Here is a 21,004-nt window from a genome sequence, read left to right as displayed (position 1 = left end):
GGTCAGGTATGGTGCTAGACCGCGATCGGCGCCTTGATCGTCGCGTCGGCGAAATAGTTCTCGAGCCGGAAATCCTCGAAGCGGAAGGCAAAGAGATCCTTCACCTCGGGATTGATCCACAGCGTCGGCAACGCCTTGGGCGTGCGCCGCAATTGTTCGCGCGCCTGCTCGAAATGGTTCGAGTAAAGATGCGCGTCGCCGAGCGTGTGGATGAAATCGCCGGGTTTCAATCCGGTCACCTGCGCCACCATCAGCGTCAGCAACGCATAGGAAGCGATGTTGAACGGCACACCGAGAAAGATATCGCCCGAACGCTGGTAGAGCTGGCAGGAAAGCTTGCCTTCCGAAACATAGAACTGGAACAGGCAGTGGCAGGGCGGCAAGGCCATGGCCTCCACCTCGGCCGGGTTCCACGCCGAAACGATCAGCCGCCGCGAATTAGGATTTTTGCGTATCTCCTTCAGAAGATTCGCAATCTGGTCGATGGCGCCGCCATGGCCGTCCGGCCACGACCGCCATTGTTTGCCATAGACCGGGCCGAGATCGCCGTTCTCGTCGGCCCACTCATCCCAGATCGAGACGCCGTGATCGTTGAGATATTTGATGTTGGTGTCGCCGGCCAGGAACCACAAAAGCTCGTGGATAATCGACTTCAGGTGCAGCTTCTTGGTGGTGGTGACCGGAAAGCCGCGGGCCAGGTCGAAGCGCATCTGGTAGCCGAATACCGAGCGCGTTCCGGTGCCGGTGCGGTCGCCGCGATCGGCGCCGTTTTCCAGCACATGCTTCAGAAGGTCGAGATACTGGCGCATCGGCTCCGGTCCGATTCGGGTTGTCAGCCATCATAGCCGAATGACCGTCGGCCGAACACAGCAAAGCGACACGATTCCAGCAGAAGCCTCACCAGCACCGGCGGCGAGGTTGCTCAGAGCGAGCCGAGCATGCCCAGATCCTTGGCGACGAGGTAATAGAATGTCACCCGGCTCTTGCTGTTGTCGGCCGCCATAGCCTTGCAGGTCTTTTCGATAGCCGCATCCGCCTTGGCACCGTCGGTGACGCCGAGCTTGCCGGCGACCCAGCTGTTCCTGACGCGCTTCAGTTCCTCCGGGTCGGTGCAGGACACCAGCGAGGAATCGCGGTTCCTGAGCGCGATGCCCAGATGCTTGACGATCTTGGCGACCGCGTCGGCATCCGCCGCCGCATCATATTTCTTTACGTCTGCGAGATAATCGGCCATCGAATTTCCCCTCGTCGGCGCCACGGGATCCGGTCAATGAGGATTGTGGCGCGCTGCCGCAAGTATGCGCTAGGTCTCCTCACCGCCACAAAGCTTCGGTTGAGACCGGCTGCAAGTCAACCCCTTGATGATCCACTTTAACACGGACGAAAGTGGCATTCCGGCCTTTCATTTTCCACCGTCAGTCCCTATATTCGCCTCGTCGGCTCGACCGACTATGGCGATAAACAGGCGATGAAATAAGCCGTTCGGACCCGGGGGCGGTACCCGGCGCCTCCACCAAAAACCGCTGCTCAGGAGCGGCTTTTGCTGGGGGCGAAATAGGATCGACGAAGGTGTAAAGATCGTACTTTTGCCCGGCATTGTACCACCGTTATCGGGCTAAACTTATAGTTGCCAACGACAACTATGCGGAAGCACGTCTCGCCGCGTAAGCGGTGCGATAGCTTCAATTCAAGCCCTAGTGGTTCGCACTTCTAGGCGGGGTTCGGAGGTACCTGGCAACAGAAACCTCCATTTCTCCCTCTCGACATATGCAGAAGCAGGCCCCGCCGGCCGGGCTTTCATGTGCCCTGACGGGTCCAAAAAATCCCTGTCTTCATACTTCCCCCATCCAATCCATGGATCAGAAATGCGAAACGATTCCAATCGGTTTTTCGTGCTGACCGGCGGTCGGGGCTCAGGCAAGACAACATTGATCGACTCTTAAGGTGGCAGGCCTCGCAACCTCGGGCGAAGCCGGGCGCAGCATCATTCACGACCAATTGGCGATAGGCGGCAAGGCCCTGCCCTGGCGGCTCTGTTCGCCGAGTTGATGCTGTCTTGGGAGTTGCGCTCCTACCGGATCGCGGGCGAGCAATCCGGCCTGGTCTTCTTCGATCGCGGCGTGCCGGACACTCTTGGCTATCTGCGCCTGACCGGGGTGCCGGTTCCCGATCACGCCACGAATGCCGCCCGACGCTTCCGCTATGCCAGGCGCGTCTTCGTCGCGCCGCCATGGCCAGAAATCTTTCGGCAGGACAACGAACGCAAGCAAACGATGGACGAGGCTGAACGCACCTTTCACGCACTCGTCGCCGTTTACACGGAACTAGGCTACGAGCTGGTGCCGCTGCCCTTGGCGCCCGTCGAAACGCAGCTGCGGTTCGTCCTCTCCGAGACAGCGTCGTAGCGAAGCGCCGCAAGCGACGGTTTTGCGAAAGCCCAAGGGCCTCCCATCATCGGAACCTCCGATGGCAGCATTCGTATCTTCCCGTTTCCCTTCTCTCATGCCTTGCGGGACAAGGCCTCAGTTTCTCGCCGCATATCAGTCAGGCCCCGGCGAGCTATCTGATGGAGATAAGATGAACCAGGAAACCACACCAAAACACGAACGCATCCTGATCGTTGGCGGCAGTTCCGGTATGGGGCTGTCGCTTGCCGAACAGCAGCTTGCCGCCGGCGCCGAGGTTACGATCGTCGGCCGCTCCGAGGACCGGTTGTCGGCCGCACGGCAGCGCTTGCCTCACCCGGAAAGGCTGAGGACGATCGCAGCCGACGTCACAAGCGAGGACGAGGTCCAGCGCCTGTTCCAGGATGTCGGCACGCTCGACCACATCGTCTCGACCGCCGCCGACGTTACCGGCGTCTATGTGTTGCTTCCCGAGATGGACATCTCGGTGGCGCGGAAAGTGATGGATTCCAAAGTCGTCGGGCCGCTTCTTCTTGCCAAACATGGCGCGCCTCGTCTGACGCCCGGGGGATCGATCACGCTGACCTCGGGCATCGCCGCCTATCGTCCGGCGGCGAAAGGCTCGGTGGTGGCGGCCGTTAATGGGGCACTTGGCTCACTCGCCTACGCGCTTGCCGTCGAACTGGCGCCGATCCGCGTCAACGTCGTCTCGCCGGGCTGGGTCGACACGCCGATTTGGGATGCCGTCGTCGGCAGCGGAAAGGCGGCCGCGCTGGAGACCATGGCAAAGCGTCTGCTCGTCGGCCGGATCGGCCAGGCAGCCGACATTGCCCAAGCCATCACGTCCCTCATGCACAACGGCTTCATCACCGGAACCGTGCTTCATGTCGATGGTGGCCAGCGGCTGGTCTAGTGACGGCCAGATTTCGCGGACCATTGCGAGGAACAGCCGCAAGACGGGCGCTTGAATGCGCCGGTGGCGCCATACCATGGTGACCGGCGTCACCGGGCTGCTTCCGACCCAAGGCAACACGACGATATTGGCGTCAGCCCCGGAAGCCGCGAGACGCGGAACCAGCGCGCAGCCAAGACCGGCTGCGACAAGGCCCCGTATCGCACCCATGCTGGCGAACTCGCCGACGAGTTTTGGACGGTCGGGCAACGTTGCGGCAAACGTTTCGTCGAACATCCGCCTATAAACGCAACCGGGCTGGGTCACGAGGAAGGCCTCGTCAGCCAGGTCGTCGGGCGTCATGGCAGAATGTCCAGCCAATCGGTGATTTGCCGGCATTATCATGACGAGCTCTTCTAACGCCACTTGCTCGCTTCGCAGCTCCGGCGCCGCCGCCGGGACGGCTCCGAAATGGAAAGATACGTCCAGCGCCCCGCTTGTCACGCCGGCACGCAACCCACTGCTATCGTCCGCCCTGAGGTTCAGTTCCACATCGGGATGGCGCCGATGGAATTCCGCCAGCAGAGCTGGCAAGCGTGTCGAGCAAAGCGTCTCCAGGCCGCCGACCGTCAGGCGACCGGCAACCGTGCCGCTCGCGTCGGCGACTGCGGAACGGGCTTCGTCCGCGAGGTCGAGGAGATCGTTTGCGTAGTCCTTTAGGCGTTGTCCCGCCGCCATCAGCTTCAAGCCACGCCGTGATCTGTCGAACAGCGACGTGCCTAGATCGCTTTCCAGCGCCTGGATCTGTTCGGTCACGCTCGATTGGGCAAGATGAACCCGCTCGGAGGCGCGTGTGATGTTCAAGGTGGTGGCGACCGCCACGAAGGTTTTGAGATGTCGAAGCTGCATGTCCTGAACCCGTCATATAGGCATAGGCTGCTTTGAACCGGGACCGCAAACGTGAAAAGGCCGGGAACATCGCCCGGCCTTTTTGTCTCGATAGGCGAAGTTTACTCCGCCGGCGCTTCCGCGACGTCCCGGCTGCGGCCGAGCGTTATTTTGGCCAGTGTGAAGGAGATCGCCGCGCAGAGCGTGATGCCCGCCACCATCGGCAGCGGCGTGCCGTCGAAAAACACGCCGGCGACGCCCATGGCGACCGCGCCGATGGCGAAGTGCAGCGTGCCCATCAGCGCCGACGCGGTACCGGCGATCTCGCCATGCTCTTCCATGGCCAGCACCGACGTCGTCGGGATGACCAGGCCGAGAAAGCCGTAGCCGATGAACAGCAGCGCCGCCATCACGTCGAGCCGGTCGACACCCGATGCCATCACCGCGAACAGCACCACCATCGTCGTCGCATAGCCGGTCACCGCGACGCGCACCACGCGCTGCAGCCCGAACCGCTCCGACAGCAACCCGGTCAGCTGCGACATGCCGATAAAGGCAACCGCATTGATCGAGAAGAACACGCTGTAGACCGAAGGCGACAGGCCATAATGGTCGATCAGGATGAAGGACGAGCTCGACAGATAGACGAAGAAGCTCGCAATGCCGAAGCCGGCGATGGCCGTCAGGCCAAGGAAGTTGCGGTCGCCCATCAGGAAGCGGTAGCCGGAAAGTGCCGTCCCGAAGGACGACCCGGCGCGCTCCTCGACCGGCCGTGTCTCCTTGAGCGAGGTCGCCAGCAGGATGGTGGCGAGCACGGCCGCGCCCGTCACCGTCCAGAACACGGCGCGCCAGCCGAAATTCTCGATGATCTGGCTACCGGTCAGCGGTGCCAGGATCGGCGACACCGAAAACACAAGCATCAGCAGCGACATCAGCTTGGCGGCCTCGGTGCCGGTATGCAGATCGCGCACGATCGCGCGCGGCACGGCCATGCCGGCGCTGGCGCCGAGCCCTTGCAGGAAGCGGAAGGCGATCAGCCATTCGATCGAGGGAGCCAGCGCCGAGCCGACGCCGCCGACCATGAACAGCGCCAGGCCGCCGTAGAGTGGCAGCTTGCGGCCGACCATGTCGGAGATCGGTCCGACGACGATCTGGCCGAAGCCCATGGAAAGAAAGAAGATCAGCAGGCTCATCTGCACCGCGGCAGTGCCGGCATGCAGATCCTCACCGATTGAAGGCAGGGCCGGAAGATACATGTCGATGGCAAACGGGCCGATCGCGGACAATAGGCCGAGCACGACCGCAATGCGGAGGAATTTGGCGTTCATGATAGCAGGCTCTTTCGAATTCTGGTTGCCGCCGAGGACCGGCGTGTAACCCTAGGACGTTCCATCCCGTGGAGTTCCGACTCTTCTCCGGAACGAAACCCCCTTCGTGCAAGTCCACAAATTTAGACAGGCTTGTCTAATTCGTCAACCACCTCTATATAGTTTTGCATGAAGGCCAACGTCTCTCCTGACATTTTCCCGCCGCGAGGCCACGAGGCCAAGCGCGTGTCGATTGTCGATGCCGCCGCCTCGGTCTTCTGCCGCGAAAGCTTTGCCGGTGCCAATATCGACATGATTGCCGCCGAGGCCGGCGTCTCCCGCCAGACCATCTACAATCATCACGGCGACAAGGAAAAACTCTTCGTTGCCATCGTCCGCGACCTCACCGAACGTTGCAATGCCGGCATCTTTGCCACGATTTCCACTTTTCCCGATCAGCCGAAGGATCTCGAGGCCGACCTCATCGCCTTTGCTGTGCGGATGAATCACAACTGCATCTGCAACCGCGACGGCAAATTCCTGCGCAAGCTGATCCAGACCGAGGGCGGGCGCTATCCCGAGTTGTTCGCCGAATGGCGCGAAGAAGGACCGGGCAGGACATGGCCAGCGATCGCCGCCCGCTTCGCCCGCCTCGCTCATGCGGGCTTCCTTGGTATCGACGATCCCGATGTCGCAGCGCGCCAGTTCATGGCGCTTGCCAATGCCGAGTTGCAGACGACGTTCATGCTCGGCGGCACACCGACCGAGGACGAGGTGGTGCAGTCGGCGACAAATGGCGTGCGCACCTTCCTGCGCGCCTTCGGCAAGCGGCAGCCTGTGGCCCGGGCAAGCAAACAGGGCGCGCTCGCCAGCGCTTGACGATCAAAGCCGTTTGACGATCAAATCGTCGCCAATGGGCTTCGCTTCCGCACGCCGGCGATCTATATCCGGTTTACGCCGCGCTCAAGCTTGATTACAGCTATCAGAACGATTCAACGGAACCCGACAGCCACATGGCCGACGACCACATCCGCTACGACATTCTGGCCCAGGAGGCGTTGCGCGGCGTCATGCGCAAGGTCCTGGCCGAGGTCGCGCGCACCGGTCTCCCGGGCAACCATCATTTCTTCATCACCTTTCTCACCGGCGCGCCGGGCGTGCGCGTGTCGTCGCGGCTGCGCGAGCGCTATCCCGAACAGATGACCATCGTCATCCAGTTCCAGTATTGGGACCTGAAGGTGAGCGACACCGGTTTCGAAGTCGGGCTGTCGTTTTCCGACGTGCCGGAGAAACTGGAAATCCCGTTCTCGGCCGTACGCGGCTTTTACGACCCGTCCGTCAACTTCGAGCTCGAATTCGACGTCAAGACCGATACCCCGGCGGAACAGGAGACAAAGGCCAAGCCTGCTCCCGAACCGCTGGCCATCGTCGCCGAGAAAAAGCCCGAGACGAAGAAGAAAACCGCCGAGGCGGAAAAGAAGCCTGCCGCGGCCGACGCCGGCGCCAAGGGCGCCGACGTGGTGTCGCTTGACGCCTTCCGCAAGAAGTGACCCGACGGGCGGCGTGACATGGCCGAGATCGTCAATCTCCGTCAGGCACGCAAGCAGAAGGCGCGAGCCGAGAAGGAGCGCCTGGCCGAACAGATCCGGGCGCTGCATGGCCGTTCCAAACCCAGCCGGGATCGCGACCGCCTGATCGCCGACAAGGCCGATAAATTCGTCGCCGGCCATCGCCGCGAAAATTCGGGCGATTCGGACAAATCCGATGCTTGAAGTGTGAGTAGGATCGTCTCGTGAGCCCGGTGGAAAAGCGCTCGGTCACCATTCGCGGCCACCGCACCAGCTATTCGCTCGAAAAGCCTTTTTACGACGACCTGGGCGCCATCGCGGCCGTGCGAAAACTGACGCTCGCCGCGCTTGTCGCCGAAATCGACGAGAGCCGCCCGCGCGATGCCAATCTCTCCTCGGCGCTCCGGCTCTATGTGCTGGATTGGGCCAAGCGCGGCAAGTTGTAGCTTCAGGCAACGCTATCCTGTTTCCTGTGCCGGATACGGAAGCGCAGCAAAGCCGAGCGGTCGCGTTCTTCGGCCTGTTTCTTCGATCTGACGCGCATCAGGTCCTTCCAGCCGACATAGCCCACCAGCCGGGCATTTTCTCGCGTGACGACCGGCAAATGGGACACGTTCGCCATCAGCAGCTTGTCGGAGAGGCCCTCGAGATACTCATCCGGATAGGCCAGCGTGACCTTGCTGCCGGCCAGCAGTTCGCCAAGCGTCGTCGTGCGGTGCTTGCCGGCGCGTCTCCAGCGCAGGATCGCCGGCGGGTCGATGACGCCGAGCACGTGGCCCTCTTCGTCGACGACCGGAAAGCTCGGATGCCGTGTCTCGGGCGCCGTCAGGAACGCTGCAGCGCCATGCAGCGTCATCGTCGCCGGCACGCTTTCGACCTCGCTGGTCATCACCTCGCGCACCCTGGTCAGGGCGAACGGATCGACACGGTATTCGCGAACCATGTGATGCCCTCGCCTTGCGATTTTTTCGGTGAGGATCGAACGCTTCATCAATAGCACGGTCACCGCATGCGCGGTGGCAGTCGCCGCAATCAGCGGCACCAGGACATGGGTGTTGCCGGTCAGTTCGACCGCAAAGAAGGTGGCGGTCAGCGGCGCACGCATGGTGCCGCCCATCGTCGCCGCCATCGCCAGCAGTGCCCAGCAGCCCGGATCCGCGGCCGGCAGGAAGCCGGCGAGGACCGCGCCCATCGCCCCGCCGATGATCAGCAGCGGCGCCAGCACACCTCCCGACGTTCCCGAGCCGAGTGCGACCGACCAGATGATCGCCTTCACCACCAACAGGGTGAGCGCGGCGGTCGCTATCGTGCGGCCATCCAGCATGTCGGCGATATTGTCATAGCCGACGCCGAGCGCCTGCGGCTCGATCAGCCCGCCAATGCCGACCACCAGGCCGCCGAGCATCGGCCACCACATCCAGTGGATGGGCAGCTTCTGGAAACCGTCCTCGCAGGCATAGACCATCTGGGTCAGCAACCCCGATAGCAGCCCGGCTGCCATGCCGACCAGCACCCAGCCGGCAAGGCCGGGAAATGAAACCTCCATGCCGCCCTGAAACGGGAAGATCGGCCCCGGCAGATGCAGCATGGTGCGCTCGACCTCGGCAATGATCGAGGCGACCGCCACAGGAATGAAGCTGCGCGGCGTCCATTCGAAGAGCAGCAATTCCACCGCAAGCATGATGGCGGCGATCGGCGTTCCGAACACGGTGGTCATGCCGGCCGCCGCACCCGCCACCAGCAGCGTCTTGCGTTCATTGTCGCTGACCGGCAGCATCTGCGCGATCAGCGAACCGATGGCGCCGCCGGTCATGATGATCGGCCCTTCCGCGCCGAATGGCCCGCCGGTACCGATCGAGACCGCCGACGACAACGGCTTCAGGATTGCCACCTTGGCGTCGAGCCGCGAGCGTCCGAGCAGGATCGCCTCGATGGCTTCGGGAATGCCATGGCCGCGAATCTTTTCGCTTCCGAAGCGAGCCATCACACCGATGATCAGTGCCCCGATGACCGGAACAAATACCGAGGCATAGCCAAGCGGCGTATCCTGCAGTTTCAGGTCGGCGAGCGTGAACTGGCCAAAATAGGCGATGTTCGTGGCAAGCCGGATCAGCTTCAAAAGGGCAATGCCGGCAAACAACCCCGCGGTCGCAACCACCACCGCTATGCCGGCAATGAGCAGCACCCGGGCATCGGTGGTAAAATCGCGCAGATGGCCGGGGTTGGCGTGATCGGACTTCATTTGCAAACCTTGCTTTCTGGCGGCGTGCCGACTTGCGGATGGGTCGCTGGCCGTGCCACCGAAGATGGCGGGCACGAGCCATGTTGGTGCGCTCTGTATCGTAACACGATATAAATGTTCAAGGCCCGTTTGCGGCTTTGTCGGAAAGGAATCGATGGCAGACACTTCGAAGCCACAAAAGCGCGGCGCAACGATCGGGCCGGCCGACTACCAGAGGCTGTCCGAATTTCGTTACCTGATCCGCCGCTTTCTCGAATTCAGCCAGATCCAGGCGCAGGAAGCCGGCCTGACACCACGCCAGCATCAGGCCCTGCTTGCAATCAAAGGGTTTCCCGGCGGAGGGCCAGTGACCATTGGCGACCTCGCGGAGCGCCTGCGCATCCGCCATCACAGCGCAGTGGAATTGGTCAACCGTCTTTGCGAAGCCGGGCTCGTCGCGAGGGACCACGACGAGGAGGACCACCGCCGCGTGCTGCTGCGGCTGACCGAGCGCGCCGACGACAGTCTCGCCGATCTGTCAGCCGCTCATCTCGACGAACTCGGGCGGATCGAGCCGATGCTGAAGCGCTTGCTTGCTGGACGCGACACATAAGGGATGCGCCGTCACCCGCCATTCAGCGACTTTAGCAGATCGTCGATCGACGAGGGATCGAACTTGAGCTTTGGCGGGGGCTGCACTGGCGGTGGCACGTTATTTGCGGCCGGTGGCGCCCGTTCCGCTCGCTCCGCCGCGGCCTTGCGTTCGGCGTCGAGCCTTGCCTTCTCTTCCGAGGCGATCCGCAACGCCTCTTCCGCCCTCTGGCGTTGCTGTTCTTCGGCCTGCGCTGCTTCCTCGGCAGCCTGTTGCGCCGCCTTGGCTTTGGCTTCGGCATCCGCTTCGGCCTTTGCAGCCGCCTCGGCTTTCGCCCTGGCCTCGGCTTCGGCCTTCGCCGCTGCATCCGCCTTCGCCTTGGCTTCAGCCTGCGCCCTGGCCTCCGCTTCGGCTTGGGCCTGCGCCTCAGCTTCGGCCTTTGCCTTGACGTCCGCTTCAGCCTTCGCTTTGGCCTCAGCCTGCGCCCTCGCCTCCGCATCCGCCTGTGCCTTGGCGTCCGCTTCAGCCTTCGCCTTGGCTTCAGCCTGCGCCCTCGCCTCGGCTTCGGCTTGGGCCTGAGCCTCGGCTTCGGCCTTTGCCTTGGCGTCGGCCTCGGCCTTCAGCCGCGCTGCTTCCTGTTGTCTGCGCAGTTCCTCCGCCGCTCTTTCACGCTCGGTTTGCAGCGCAGCGTAGTAGCGCACCTCCCGCCGCAGCCTTTGTTTCTCGAGCAGTGCGGCTTGCATGGCTTCGACCCGCTGCTGCTCCTTTTCCAGCGCACGCTGGGTCAGGAACTGTGCCAGCGGCTCGCTGTCGAACTGCCGTTTGGTGGCGCCGAACGGCCCGTCGACGCTGAAATTCAAAATCGGTTCGGAGCCGACCAGCGCCTCGTCGCCGGGCCGGTAAGCGATCTCGCCCTTGGCGTCGACGGTGCTGGTGTTCAGATCGGCGGTGATGTCGGCGGACAGCGTCGCGCCCGGGCTTTCGAATTTGACCGGCGGCGCCCTCAGCGTGCCGCCGGCGATGGTTAAGGCAATATCGGTGTCCTGCGCCGGAAAACTGCCCGCCGCGGCGATCTGCGGCACGAAGCCGGCAGTCTTCGACGCGTCGATATCGCGCCCTATCGCATCGGCCTTGGCGATGAATGCGCCAAAGGCATCGGGATTGAAGCCGGCAATAGTCATGCCCTTGAGCGTTGCCGTGCCGGAACCGGACAGCGCCGCAACCATCGCGTCGACCGATTTGCCGCTGGTCGAAAGCGCCGTCGAGAACTCGCCGCTTCCGCTGATGCCGGCCTCCGGCAGCACGGCTGCCAGATCGGCGCCGGCGAGTTTCATCTGACCGGAGAAAAGCCCGGTGCCGTCATTGTTCTTGAGCTCGAACAGGCCACTCAACGCGCCGCCGAGGAACTTTGCCTTGAGGTCGGAAACGCGGATGCCCTCCTGGTCGAGCTGCAGCGACAGCGCAGCGTCATAGGCGGTGGCAAGCGGGCCGGCGGCAAGCGACGCCGCCGTCAGATCGAGATCGGCGGTAAATGGCAGACTGGATTTCTGGCTGAACGGTGCCGTCGGCCAGGTCCTGTCATTGACAAGGAAGGCCTGGTCACCGAACAGCATCACCGCCATCGGATCGAGGTCCAGCTCGTCCAGCGACAGCGCGCCGGCAAGATGCGGCAGCCCCTCTTTGATGTCGATATTTACGTCACCGGAAACCGCCGCTTCGTTGACGGCGCCGCTGAGGCCGCTCAGCACCAGGAGACCATTGCCGTAATCGGCATCGGCTGCAAGCGACGTCGACATGCCGGTGCCCATGCCGGGCAGGCCGACGCCGGTCGTCATCAGCCAAGGCTCGATGTCGGCCGTTTCAAGGCTGACCTTGCCCTTGGCGGCCGCGCCTTGAGGCGTGTCGGCAATTGTCCCGTCGAAACCAGCTTTGAAGTCGTTGCCGGCCAGGCTGAAGCGTGTCGCCAGGCCGCCGCCAAGCGTGCCTTTGGCCGAGACGTCGGTGGTCGCCTCGCCGAGCATGCCGAGCGGCAGTGCCGGCAGACCGTAAAGCGCCAGAAGTGCGGTGGCGTCGGCATTCCTTGCGTTGAAGGTCAGTGTCACCGGCGCTTCGAGAGGCCGGTCGAGCGCCCCTTTGCCGGACAACGACGCCGAAAAAGCCGAGCCACCGGCCTTGCCCTGTGCGCTCATTGCCAGTCCGGTCGTACCGTCGCCATTGTCTGCGGCACTCGTGACCGCGTCGATACGCGCATCCTGGAACAACTCGGGATAGGCAGCAGCACGCTCCGCCAGCCCCTTCAGCACCGCATTATCCGGATAATGCCGGACGGCGACGTCGATCAGCGGCTTGAGGTCGACGGCGACCACCGAGGCGTCGAGCTTGCCGGTCGGGCTCGCCGGGAAATCCTTGATCCGGCCGGTGGCGCTGATCGAGGCGCCGGCAAGTCCGCCGACCGACAGGCGATCGATCTCAAGCAGCCCCTCGCGCAATCTAAGCGCAGTATCGACGCTATCGGCGGTCAACCCGCCGGCGCTGACCGGCCCGGCCTTGATCTGGAAATCGAGGTCGCGGTCGGAAAAGCGGTTGGCGCCCTTGTCGCTGACGAAGATCGAGGCGAAGGCGGCGAGCCCATCGACGTCGAGTTCGCCACCTTCCAGTTGCATCAGCACCGATGGCCTTGTGTCGTCGGGCTGGCTGGAATCGATACGGCCTGAGAACTTCGCCTTGCCGAGGATGAGTTCGAGATCGCTGAAGGCCTGGCGTTTTTCACTCAAATCTACGTTGGCCTTGAAGCCCGCGGCCGGCAAACGGCGGATCGCCTCGTCGACATCCTTCGACAGCCAGGCGGCAAAGCCCGAGGGCTGCGCCACCGCCAGAAGCAGCGATCCGGTGAAACCGAAATGATCCTCGACGCTGACCAAGCCATTGGCTTCCAGCTTGGCGCGGCCGGGCAGCGTGGCGGCCAGCGATTTTACCGCCCAGCCGCCCTCGGCCGGTTCGGCGGACAGATGCACGTCGCGAACCGTGGTGTCGCCTGCAACCACGGCCGGCAGTTTCACCTCGACCGTGCCCGGTATGGTCGGCTTCGGCAGATCGAGCAGCGCCTGCTCCAGCGCCGCCACCCGCTCGGACAGCGTCAATCCGGCACCGGCCGCCGCCCCCACGGCCTCGTCGAACTGCACCTGCGCACCATTGGCCTCGATCGAGAAATGCGGCTTCAGCCCAAGGTCGACCGCAGCCTTGCCGTCGGCGGTGTAGGGATTGTCGCGCGGCCCGGTCTCGAAGCGGAATTCGTCGACGCCGAGCTTCTGGTGGTCGAGCGAAAACTTGCCGTTCAGCCTGAAGCCCGGGTCCAGTTTGCCGGCGCTGACTTTCAGTGCCTCGCCGCCGGTGCCGCGCAGCTGCGCCGCAGTTCGGTCTGCGCCCGATATCTTGAACTGGCCCGAATAGACCGCGGCGCCCTCGACGAGGCCCACATTGCCGTCGGTCTCGATGACCAGCGGATAGTCATCCGGATCGGCCTTGAGCCTGAGTCGCATTTGCCCGTCCGGTTCGGTCTTGCCGGTGGAAGCGGCGATCGTGGTCCGCAACCCGTCCAGCAACAGCGAGCCGTCCAGCCGCCAGGGGCCGGCCAGCGACTTGGCCGAGATCGTCGAGTTGATCTCGGAAATAAGATGGCTGCGCCCGCCGGCGGCGTGGCTGAGCGCGATCTGTCCTTCCGTCACCGTCAGCTTCTCGATGGAGATCTGGCCGGGATCGAAGGGCGAGGACGGCCGTATCGTCCAGTCGACCGTGCCGTCGGCGGCGATGTCGATCGTCGCCTTCGGCCGCACCAGGCGCATATCGAAGATCAGCACCTCGCCGCGCAGGAATGGCGCGAGTTCTGCATCCATCGAAAAGGTTTCGACAGTCATCGCCGGCTGGCCGTTGGGGCCACCGGCAACGGCGACGTTGGAAAAGGTCACCGAGGGGAACGGCAACAGCCTTGCCGTTGCATCGCCTCGCACGCTCACCTTGCGGCCCAGGACGGCACTCGCCTCGCGCTCGAAATCGGCACGGTAACCTGTCCAGTCGACAAAGTACGGCACCACCAGCGCCGCACACAGCACCAGCACGAGAAGCCCACCGAAGATCACGAACAGGCGTGCGAGCATGAACTCCGAAGCGGTTGATTGAAAGTCAGCCGCACTCTATCCGCATCAGCGTGTCGATAAAGAGGCAATTCCCGCCAGACTGGCTCCAGAGCAAAAGAAGGTAGCCAAGAAAACTCAGCGCGCGTCGCGCTTTGCTTGCGCCACCTTGCCGCCTGCCGCTGCCGGCCGCGTTCCATCGGTCGGATCAGATTCTCTGGCCGCCGGCTCACGACCGCGCGCATGCCTTTGTGCGCGGTACGCGTGTTGAACTCGGGACCGTCCGCGGCAGCGCCTTGCTCATGGACAGCGCCTTGCGTGCATTCTCGACCAGCGAAACACGCGCCAACAGTTGGCGGCGGCGTTCGGTCTCGCCATTGAGCCGTCGCATGGCCATCGCCAGCACTGCAAGCTTCCACTGCGAGCCGCCATCAGCTTTGAGGCGGCAGTCCCCTTCGGCGAGCCTTTGCCGCGTATTTCGCGTCGGCGCCGATGCGCCTCGGTCTGCGCCTCGTCGCGCCGCTCTCTCAGCAGCTTGACCAGGCCGGCAAGCTCGGCGTCAGCATGACCCTGCACCGCCGGATGGTGCGATTCTGGACCAGACCGTGCTCGTCGGCGCTCAGTGCCCGAGCCTCTTCCTTGCACGAAATCATCATGACACCGCTCCTCAGTTGGTGAAGACCGCTTCTTCCCGGTTCTCTTGGGCCGAAGTCTGCGACCAAACGGCGATGCGATCAAGACACATGGAAGTCTCGGCGATCAACCGCGTCTCAAAAGCCGTGTGAAAAATCCAGTTGGTTTGACACGATGCGCTGGAACAGAATGGCCAACGCTCTCCATCAGTGCGCTCAACACCGCTCCCTCGCGAACACTAGTCGAGAAACTCTTAGCGATGAATTCCAGCGTCGAATCTTGAAACGTCAGGATGAAATGGCGATAGCCTGAAAACAGCTCAGGGGTATGGGATGGCTGAACCCGATTTGCCCTTTCCAGAGAAGCGATCCAGGACGAGTTGAAAACTTCGAACGCGGAATATGGCTTCAACCCGAGCCCATAAAGCCGATGCCCGTTGATGGCTTCGTCATTCGGCGGGCCGAATTGCAGTGCCAGATAAGGATCCGCCGTCAGGATTGCGATGGGCTGGTTATCCGTTGCCGGCGAAACCGAACGCGGATTCGTGCCATCGAATGACGGCTCCGGCCTGTTGGCGAGGTAGGCGATGAGCAGCTTGCCTTCATCCGCAAAGACGTGAGGCAACGGTGCACCGGCGGACGACGGTGGCACCTCGATTGGCAGAAGTGTCTCAAGGGCGGCCATACCCCTTACTTCGCCACGCCCGGCAATATCTTGCCCGGGTTCATGATGTTCAGCGGATCGAGCGCCTGCTTGATCGTGCGCATGATGTCGACGCCATGGCCGAGCTCATGCCGCAGGAAGCCGATCTTGCCTTGCCCTATGCCGTGCTCGCCAGTGCAGGTGCCGTCCATGGCGATGGCGCGCATATTGAGCCGCGCAACGAATTTTTCCGCCAATGCGATCTCCTTCGGGTCGTCCACGTCCATCAGCACCAGCACATGGAAATTGCCGTCGCCGGCATGGCCGACGATCGGGGCGATCAGGCCCATCTCGGCGATATCCGTCTCGGTCTCGGTGACACATTCGGCAAAGCGCGAGATCGGCACGCAGACATCGGTCGACAGGCCCTTGGCGCCCGGCCGCAGTGTCAGCGATGACCAGTAGGCATCGTGCCTGGCCTTCCACAATTTTGTCCGCTCTTCGGCGACGCTGGTCCACAGGAACGGACCGCCGCTATTTTCCTCGGCGATCATGCCGAAGGTCTCGGCCTGCTCGGCGACGCTGGCATCGCTGCCGTGGAACTCGACGAACAGGCAGGGGCTCTCCGGATAGTCTAGCTTCGAATAGGTCTTCATCGCCCGCATCTGCAGCGCGTTGACCAATTCTATGCGCGCCACCGGAATGCCCATCTGGATGGTCGCGATCACCGCGTTGCACGCCGCCTCGAGGCTGGGAAACGGGCAGACGCCGCCTGAAATCGCCTGTGGAATGCCCTGCAGCTTCAAAGTCAGCTGTGTGATGATGCCAAGCGTGCCTTCCGAACCGATCAGCAGCCGCGTCAGATCGTAGCCGGCCGAGCTTTTCTTGGCGCGCTTGCCGGTCGTCACTGCTTCCCCGTCGGCCATCACCGCCGTCAGCGACAGGACGTTTTCGCGCATCGTGCCGTAGCGCACCGCGTTGGTGCCCGACGCTCGTGTCGCCGCCATGCCGCCGAGCGAGGCGTTGGCGCCCGGGTCGATCGGAAAGAACAGGCCGGTGTCGCGCAGATGCCGGTTGAGATCCTCGCGCGTCACGCCGGGCTCGACGGTGCAGTCGAGGTCCTGCGGATTGACCGCAATGATGCGGTTCATACGTGACGTATCGAGCGAGATGCCGCCGCCCGGCGCATTGGTGTGGCCTTCCAGCGAAGAGCCGACGCCGAAGGCGATCACCGGCACGCGATGCGCCGCGCATGCGCGCACGATCTCCTGCACCTCCTCCGTCGTCTCGACAAAGGCGACGCCGTCCGGCGCCTGCGTCGGGATATAGGTCGTTGTGTGCGCGTGCTGGGCGCGGATCGCCTGGCCGGTCTGGAATCGCTCGCCGAGCCGCTGCTTGAGGATGCCGAGTACGGCGGCAATGCCTGCTTCGTTGCGCTCGACCGGATTGAGGTCGCTTAGAGCCATCGATTCCTCCGCGAATGGACCAGCGTCCACCCTTGTTCTGCATCTACGGATGCGTAGTCTCACCAACCACGCTCTGTCCAGTCCACGCTCATCCCGGCATGACGAGAAGGAAGTTTCCGATGCCCATCCCTGCCCCTTTCGTCTCTCGCGCCATGGACATCGAGGAGGCCTGGATCGACTACAACGGCCATCTCAACATGGCCTATTATAACGTGCTTTTCGATCGCTGCTCCGACGAAGCATTCGAGATGATGGGGATGGGGCCGGATTATGTGAAAGAACGGCGGCTGACCATCTACACCGCGGAAGTCCATGTCTGCTACGTCCAGGAGCTGCATCTCGACCACAAGGTCACGGTCTCGTTCCAACTCCTCGATCATGATGACAAGCGACTGAGGGCCTACCAGGAAATCCGCCATTCCGACGGCTGGCTTGCCGCCACGTCCGAAACGCTGTCGCTGCATGTCGACATGGCTGGCCCGAAGGTAGCGCCCTTCCCCGCCGACGTCCTGGCCAGGGTGGAAGAAATGCGCGCCGCCCATGCCGCCCTGCCGATGCCGGAGCGCGCCGGCCGCTCGATCGGTATTCGTCGTAAGCCGGCTTGAACCACGGTCCAACCGCCGTTAACCTTACCGAGGTTTTAACGTGAACAAGCCGAATTGAGACGTTGAACGACTCAGCGCGGCGTTGGAAAACCGTCCGCATCGAATTGCGATACGGGCGGCGGAGCAGCAGCGGTTCGGGGAACGTGCATGAAAACCGATATCAAGGTCGAGGCGGACAGGCTGGCGGCTGATCCACGCATCACCGACTATGATTTCTGGCGCTCGCTGAAGAACCTCAACAACGAGATCTTCCACATCGCCAACAACAACGAGCCGATCCCTTTCGCCATGATCCGCTGGCGCGCCATCCTGAAGCAGGCGCGGATGAAACGCGGCCACGCCTGAACGGTGGGGGAAGAAACAGACCGGCCGTCCGGTTTGCATTTCTGATGATGTGCTGACGAACGATCCCAAGCGTCAAGGCTGGCGCTTCACCGCCCCCAGCGGCGATCGCGGCACCACCGGCGACGACTGGATGATCGCCGTATTGGTCATCGCGAACGGAATGAGCCGGTCGATCACCCGCTCGAGCTCGGCCACCGAGGCGACATGCGCCAGCGCGATGAAACAGTCTTCACCGGTGACCCGGTCGCATTGGGCGATTTCCGGTAGGTCGCGGATGATTTCGGCCACGACAGCCAGTTGCCCCGGCACCGGCCTGATGCGCAGCCATGCCGACAGCTTCATGCCGAGCGCGGCCGGATTGATACGCACCGTATAGGCCTCGATCACACCGCTTTCCTGCAGCCGCTTGATGCGCTCGGCAACGCTCGGCGCCGACAGGCCGACCGACCGCGCCAGTTCGGCGGTGCTGGTGCGCGCGTCCTTTTCCAGCAGGCGCAGGATTTTCAGGTCCGCCGGATCCAGATCGCTATTTTCATTTCGAAGGCGTTTCAGCGGAATACTCCTTGCTTTCGGAAAGGAAATGGCCGCAATGCCCGGCCATCATCCATATCAACGGCAAAAATCGCCTGCGATACTGATCCCATGCAAGATCGGACGCAAGCCCCAGCAGCAAGTCCGGCACTCGCCGGCCCCGCCTTTACCTTGGCAAACGCGGTCCCGCCGCATCTCTGGTTCGGCGTCAGCGCCGTGTTCCACTATCTCGGACCGGCCTTGGCGGTGCTGCTGTTCCCGCATGTCGGCGTGCTGGGCATGGCTTGGCTGCGCATCGCCACCGCGGCACTCGTCTTTGCCCCATTGACCCGGCCATGGGCGGTCTTCGCCCGCGCCGATCGCTCGACGCGGTTGTTGCTTGTGGCTTTCGGCGTCTGCCTTGGGGTGATGAATTGCTCGTTTTACCTGGCGCTCGACCGGCTGCCGATCTCGCTGGTGGCGGCGATCGAATTCGTCGGCACCATCGGCGTTGCGCTTGTTGGCCTCAGAAGCCCGCGCAATCTCGCCGCCCTCGCAATCGCTGTCGCCGGCACCCTGTTGCTGATCGACGTCAAATGGTCGAGCGATCCCGTCGGCCTGTTCTGGGCTTTCCTCAACGGCACGCTGTTCGTTGGCTACATCGTGCTCGGCCACCGCGTCGCGCGCGGCGGCGCCGGCGATGGCATCGCCGGGCTGGGTGCCGCCATGGCGGTCGCCCTTCTCGTCGTTCTGCCGATCGGTTTGGCCGATGCTCTGCCGGCTTTCTCGGCGCCGCCGCTGCTGCTTGCGGGGGTCGGCGTCGGCATCTGCTCGTCGGTCATTCCCTATATTTGCGACCAGCTTGCCATGTCGCGGCTGCCGCGCTCCAGCTTCGCGCTGATGCTGTCATTGCTGCCGGTCACCGCGACGTTGATCGGCGTCATTGTGCTGCGGCAGGTGCCGAGCGCCACCGACTGCCTTGGCATTGCCCTGGTGGTGGCCGGCGTGGCGTACCATAAGCCGGCGCCGGACTGATCAGGCCAGCTTCTCCTTGAGGAAAGCGATCGTCCGGCCCCAGGCGAGGTCAGCCGCCTTCTTGTCGTAGCGGGCCGCCGACGTGTCGTTGTTGAAGGCATGGTTGGCGCCTTCATAGACATAGACCGAGTATTCGACATGAGCCGCGTCGAGTGCCTTCTTGAAGGCATCGATGCCGGCATTGGTGCGGGTGTCGAGCCCGGCATAATGCAGCATGAGCGCGGCCTTGATCTTCGGCACGTCCTCGGCCTTTGGCTGCATGCCGTAATAGGCGACGGCGGCGGCGAGGTCCGGCGCGTTGGCGGCCAGCATGTTCACCGTGCCGCCACCCCAGCAGAAGCCGACGGCGCCGACTTTGCCGTTGCCGTCCTTGTAGCCTTTGAGATAGGCGACCGTTGCCACGGCATTGGCGGCGACCTGTGCTGGATCGAGCTGGGAAAACAGGTCACGTGCCCTGTTTTCATCGTCCGGCGTGCCGCCGAGCGGTGTCATGAAGTCCGGCGCAAGCGCCACGAACCCTTCCAGCGCAACGCGCCGCGCCACATCGCGAATATGCGGGTTGAGACCCCTGTTCTCGTGCACCACGATGACGGTGCCAAGCTTGCCGGTCTGGTCCGCCGGCTTGACCAGATAGCCCTTCATCTCGCCAGCGCTGCCGGGATAGCTGATGTCCTCGCCTTTCACATGCGGATCGTCTTCCGCCACGATTGCCGCCTGGGCCGAGTTCGCCGCCAGCAGCGGCGCGATCGCGGCAGCTGCCGCACCCGATCCGGCAAGCCTGGTCAATTGCTCCATGAAGCGCCGCCGGTCGAGCGTCAGATGCGTGTATTCGTCATAGGCATCGATCATCGCCTGGGTAATGACAGGCTCGGCGACAGTGGGTCCGGCAGGTGTTGTCATGGCTTGCTCCTCGGCCCCCCGCGGCAACATAGAGCCGAAGCTTGCCTGGTCCAGTCACGGCTGAGTGAGGCTGCCATAAGTCCCTGCACGAGGGCCGTGATGCCGCGCGCCGCACTGTCGTTAAATTTTGGTCCTTTGTGGCAATGCTAAATGCACGCACCACAATGTAAAAAGAAGGGCTATGCCTTACTCGGGCCATTTGGCGAACGAGAATGGCCATTTGGCGGGAAAAGAATGCCTGATTGACGACGAAGGAATACGCCCATGACCTTTCCCTCCCCGCTTCTGGCAAGTGGGTTCGCCCTCGCCGCTATGGCTTTGCTGGCGCTGCGGTTCACCGCCTTCACCGCATTCAAACGATCGTTGATCAAAATCCGCGCCAACCGGCACCCGCCCGCAAACACCAAAGCCTGAGGAAAGGTCATGGACGTTCAGGACATCATCAACACCGTCTCCCAGAAATCCGGTCTCAACCAGGCTTTGACGGAAAAGATCGCCGGCACGATTTTCTCGGTGCTCGAACACGAGGCGGAAGGCACGACTCTGTCCAGCTTCTTCGCCAAGATCCCGGGAGCCGACGCCCTGGCCAAGCAATATGATGTCATGGCTCCCGGCGCAGCTTCCGGTGGTGGCCTCCTGTCCTCGCTGGAGGGCGCGCTCGGTGGCGCTCTCGGCGAAAAGACCGGCGCGCTGATCAACGGGGTCGCCATACTCAAGGCATCAGGCCTTACGCTCGCACAGATCAGCCAGGCCGGCACGATGCTGGTCCAGCAGGCCGAGACAGCCGCCGGCCCGCAGCTGACCAATGAGGTACTTGCATCGGTACCCGACCTGAAAGGGCATCTCGGGCTATGAAGGAACTTCT

Annotated in this window: 20 protein-coding genes, 1 other RNA gene and 3 pseudogenes; 13 read left to right on the top strand and 11 right to left on the bottom strand. The window is 63.1% G+C overall.

Going from position 1 to position 21,004, the window contains the following annotated elements:
- Nucleotides 1-14 precede the first annotated feature (14 nt).
- Together NKI16_RS01750 and NKI16_RS01745 are read right to left on the bottom strand one after the other, a co-directional pair.
- Complete coding sequence (locus NKI16_RS01750) at nucleotides 15-809, bottom strand: thymidylate synthase (RefSeq protein ID WP_023676701.1); 795 nt, start codon at nucleotides 807-809, stop codon at nucleotides 15-17.
- Between the two features lie 113 nt (nucleotides 810-922).
- Nucleotides 923-1,234 carry a DUF2853 family protein gene (locus NKI16_RS01745; protein WP_023676702.1) on the bottom strand — a complete coding sequence of 104 codons (312 nt, stop codon included), beginning with the start codon at nucleotides 1,232-1,234 and terminating at the stop codon, nucleotides 923-925.
- A 162-nt stretch (nucleotides 1,235-1,396) separates the two neighbouring features.
- Between NKI16_RS01745 and ssrA the strand changes: the two genes are divergently transcribed.
- The 3 genes and pseudogenes from ssrA (at nucleotide 1,397) to NKI16_RS01730 (ending at nucleotide 3,318) form a co-directional block, all read left to right on the top strand.
- Nucleotides 1,397-1,752, top strand: a transfer-messenger RNA (tmRNA) gene (gene ssrA / locus NKI16_RS01740).
- Between the two features lie 113 nt (nucleotides 1,753-1,865).
- Nucleotides 1,866-2,405, top strand: a pseudogene (locus NKI16_RS01735) (AAA family ATPase).
- A 172-nt stretch (nucleotides 2,406-2,577) separates the two neighbouring features.
- Nucleotides 2,578-3,318, top strand: coding sequence for an SDR family oxidoreductase (locus tag NKI16_RS01730; RefSeq protein WP_352622745.1), 741 nt, complete (start codon nucleotides 2,578-2,580; stop codon nucleotides 3,316-3,318).
- 72 nt (nucleotides 3,319-3,390) lie between these two features.
- Here NKI16_RS01730 and NKI16_RS01725 read toward each other — a convergent pair.
- Nucleotides 3,391-4,206 (bottom strand): annotated as a pseudogene (locus tag NKI16_RS01725) (LysR family transcriptional regulator); the annotation flags it as partial.
- A 101-nt stretch (nucleotides 4,207-4,307) separates the two neighbouring features.
- On the bottom strand, nucleotides 4,308-5,513 hold the full coding sequence (locus NKI16_RS01720; RefSeq protein WP_023676705.1) for a multidrug effflux MFS transporter: 1,206 nt from the start codon (nucleotides 5,511-5,513) through the stop codon (nucleotides 4,308-4,310).
- Nucleotides 5,514-5,681: 168 nt separating this feature from the next.
- On the opposite strand from NKI16_RS01720, the gene NKI16_RS01715 reads away from it, so the two are divergent.
- The 4 genes from NKI16_RS01715 (at nucleotide 5,682) to NKI16_RS01700 (ending at nucleotide 7,506) form a co-directional block, all read left to right on the top strand.
- Nucleotides 5,682-6,371 (top strand): TetR/AcrR family transcriptional regulator, encoded by a 690-nt coding sequence (locus NKI16_RS01715; protein ID WP_352622743.1) that lies wholly within the window; start codon nucleotides 5,682-5,684, stop codon nucleotides 6,369-6,371.
- A 134-nt stretch (nucleotides 6,372-6,505) separates the two neighbouring features.
- The gene (locus NKI16_RS01710) at nucleotides 6,506-7,042 is read left to right on the top strand and encodes an SspB family protein (protein ID WP_023676707.1); all 537 of its coding nucleotides are present in this window, start codon (nucleotides 6,506-6,508) and stop codon (nucleotides 7,040-7,042) included.
- Nucleotides 7,043-7,060: 18 nt separating this feature from the next.
- Nucleotides 7,061-7,264 carry a DUF4169 family protein gene (locus NKI16_RS01705; RefSeq protein ID WP_352622742.1) on the top strand — a complete coding sequence of 68 codons (204 nt, stop codon included), beginning with the start codon at nucleotides 7,061-7,063 and terminating at the stop codon, nucleotides 7,262-7,264.
- A gap of 20 nt (nucleotides 7,265-7,284) precedes the next feature.
- Nucleotides 7,285-7,506 carry a ribbon-helix-helix domain-containing protein gene (locus tag NKI16_RS01700; RefSeq protein ID WP_352456525.1) on the top strand — a complete coding sequence of 74 codons (222 nt, stop codon included), beginning with the start codon at nucleotides 7,285-7,287 and terminating at the stop codon, nucleotides 7,504-7,506.
- 2 nt (nucleotides 7,507-7,508) lie between these two features.
- Here the strand turns inward: NKI16_RS01700 and NKI16_RS01695 are convergent, their stop codons facing one another.
- Nucleotides 7,509-9,302: a chloride channel protein gene (locus NKI16_RS01695; protein WP_352622740.1), complete on the bottom strand. Its 1,794-nt coding sequence runs from the start codon at nucleotides 9,300-9,302 to the stop codon at nucleotides 7,509-7,511.
- A gap of 154 nt (nucleotides 9,303-9,456) precedes the next feature.
- On the opposite strand from NKI16_RS01695, the gene NKI16_RS01690 reads away from it, so the two are divergent.
- The gene (locus tag NKI16_RS01690; RefSeq protein ID WP_352622738.1) at nucleotides 9,457-9,894 is read left to right on the top strand and encodes a MarR family winged helix-turn-helix transcriptional regulator; all 438 of its coding nucleotides are present in this window, start codon (nucleotides 9,457-9,459) and stop codon (nucleotides 9,892-9,894) included.
- A gap of 11 nt (nucleotides 9,895-9,905) precedes the next feature.
- Here NKI16_RS01690 and NKI16_RS01685 read toward each other — a convergent pair whose 3' ends face one another.
- From NKI16_RS01685 to NKI16_RS01670, 4 genes and pseudogenes are all read right to left on the bottom strand, one after another.
- The gene (locus tag NKI16_RS01685; RefSeq protein ID WP_352622736.1) at nucleotides 9,906-14,027 is read right to left on the bottom strand and encodes an AsmA family protein; all 4,122 of its coding nucleotides are present in this window, start codon (nucleotides 14,025-14,027) and stop codon (nucleotides 9,906-9,908) included.
- 114 nt (nucleotides 14,028-14,141) lie between these two features.
- Nucleotides 14,142-14,659: pseudogene (locus NKI16_RS01680) on the bottom strand (hypothetical protein).
- 103 nt (nucleotides 14,660-14,762) lie between these two features.
- Nucleotides 14,763-15,320: a hypothetical protein gene (locus NKI16_RS01675; protein WP_352622734.1), complete on the bottom strand. Its 558-nt coding sequence runs from the start codon at nucleotides 15,318-15,320 to the stop codon at nucleotides 14,763-14,765.
- A 5-nt stretch (nucleotides 15,321-15,325) separates the two neighbouring features.
- Nucleotides 15,326-16,744 (bottom strand): FAD-binding oxidoreductase, encoded by a 1,419-nt coding sequence (locus tag NKI16_RS01670; RefSeq protein WP_352622732.1) that lies wholly within the window; start codon nucleotides 16,742-16,744, stop codon nucleotides 15,326-15,328.
- A gap of 119 nt (nucleotides 16,745-16,863) precedes the next feature.
- On the opposite strand from NKI16_RS01670, the gene NKI16_RS01665 reads away from it, so the two are divergent.
- The gene (locus NKI16_RS01665; protein ID WP_352622730.1) at nucleotides 16,864-17,349 is read left to right on the top strand and encodes a thioesterase family protein; all 486 of its coding nucleotides are present in this window, start codon (nucleotides 16,864-16,866) and stop codon (nucleotides 17,347-17,349) included.
- 147 nt (nucleotides 17,350-17,496) lie between these two features.
- A complete protein-coding gene (locus NKI16_RS01660) occupies nucleotides 17,497-17,694 on the top strand; it encodes a hypothetical protein (protein ID WP_023676715.1) in 198 nt (65 codons plus the stop codon).
- A gap of 72 nt (nucleotides 17,695-17,766) precedes the next feature.
- On the opposite strand, the gene NKI16_RS01655 is transcribed toward NKI16_RS01660, so the two are convergent.
- On the bottom strand, nucleotides 17,767-18,246 hold the full coding sequence (locus tag NKI16_RS01655; RefSeq protein ID WP_352622763.1) for an Lrp/AsnC family transcriptional regulator: 480 nt from the start codon (nucleotides 18,244-18,246) through the stop codon (nucleotides 17,767-17,769).
- 90 nt (nucleotides 18,247-18,336) lie between these two features.
- On the opposite strand from NKI16_RS01655, the gene NKI16_RS01650 reads away from it, so the two are divergent.
- Nucleotides 18,337-19,239: an EamA family transporter gene (locus NKI16_RS01650; protein ID WP_352622728.1), complete on the top strand. Its 903-nt coding sequence runs from the start codon at nucleotides 18,337-18,339 to the stop codon at nucleotides 19,237-19,239.
- On the opposite strand, the gene NKI16_RS01645 is transcribed toward NKI16_RS01650, so the two are convergent.
- Nucleotides 19,240-20,139: a dienelactone hydrolase family protein gene (locus tag NKI16_RS01645; protein ID WP_352622726.1), complete on the bottom strand. Its 900-nt coding sequence runs from the start codon at nucleotides 20,137-20,139 to the stop codon at nucleotides 19,240-19,242.
- Between the two features lie 264 nt (nucleotides 20,140-20,403).
- Here NKI16_RS01645 and NKI16_RS01640 point away from each other — a divergent pair, with 264 nt between their 5' ends.
- Together NKI16_RS01640 and NKI16_RS01635 are read left to right on the top strand one after the other, a co-directional pair.
- Complete coding sequence (locus tag NKI16_RS01640; protein ID WP_023676719.1) at nucleotides 20,404-20,553, top strand: hypothetical protein; 150 nt, start codon at nucleotides 20,404-20,406, stop codon at nucleotides 20,551-20,553.
- Between the two features lie 9 nt (nucleotides 20,554-20,562).
- Complete coding sequence (locus NKI16_RS01635; RefSeq protein ID WP_352622724.1) at nucleotides 20,563-20,994, top strand: hypothetical protein; 432 nt, start codon at nucleotides 20,563-20,565, stop codon at nucleotides 20,992-20,994.
- Nucleotides 20,995-21,004: the final 10 nt, after the last annotated feature.

Source organism: Mesorhizobium sp. M0698 (genome assembly GCF_040320455.1).
GTDB lineage: Bacteria > Pseudomonadota > Alphaproteobacteria > Rhizobiales > Rhizobiaceae > Mesorhizobium.
This window is presented reverse-complemented; position numbering and strand designations above follow the sequence as displayed.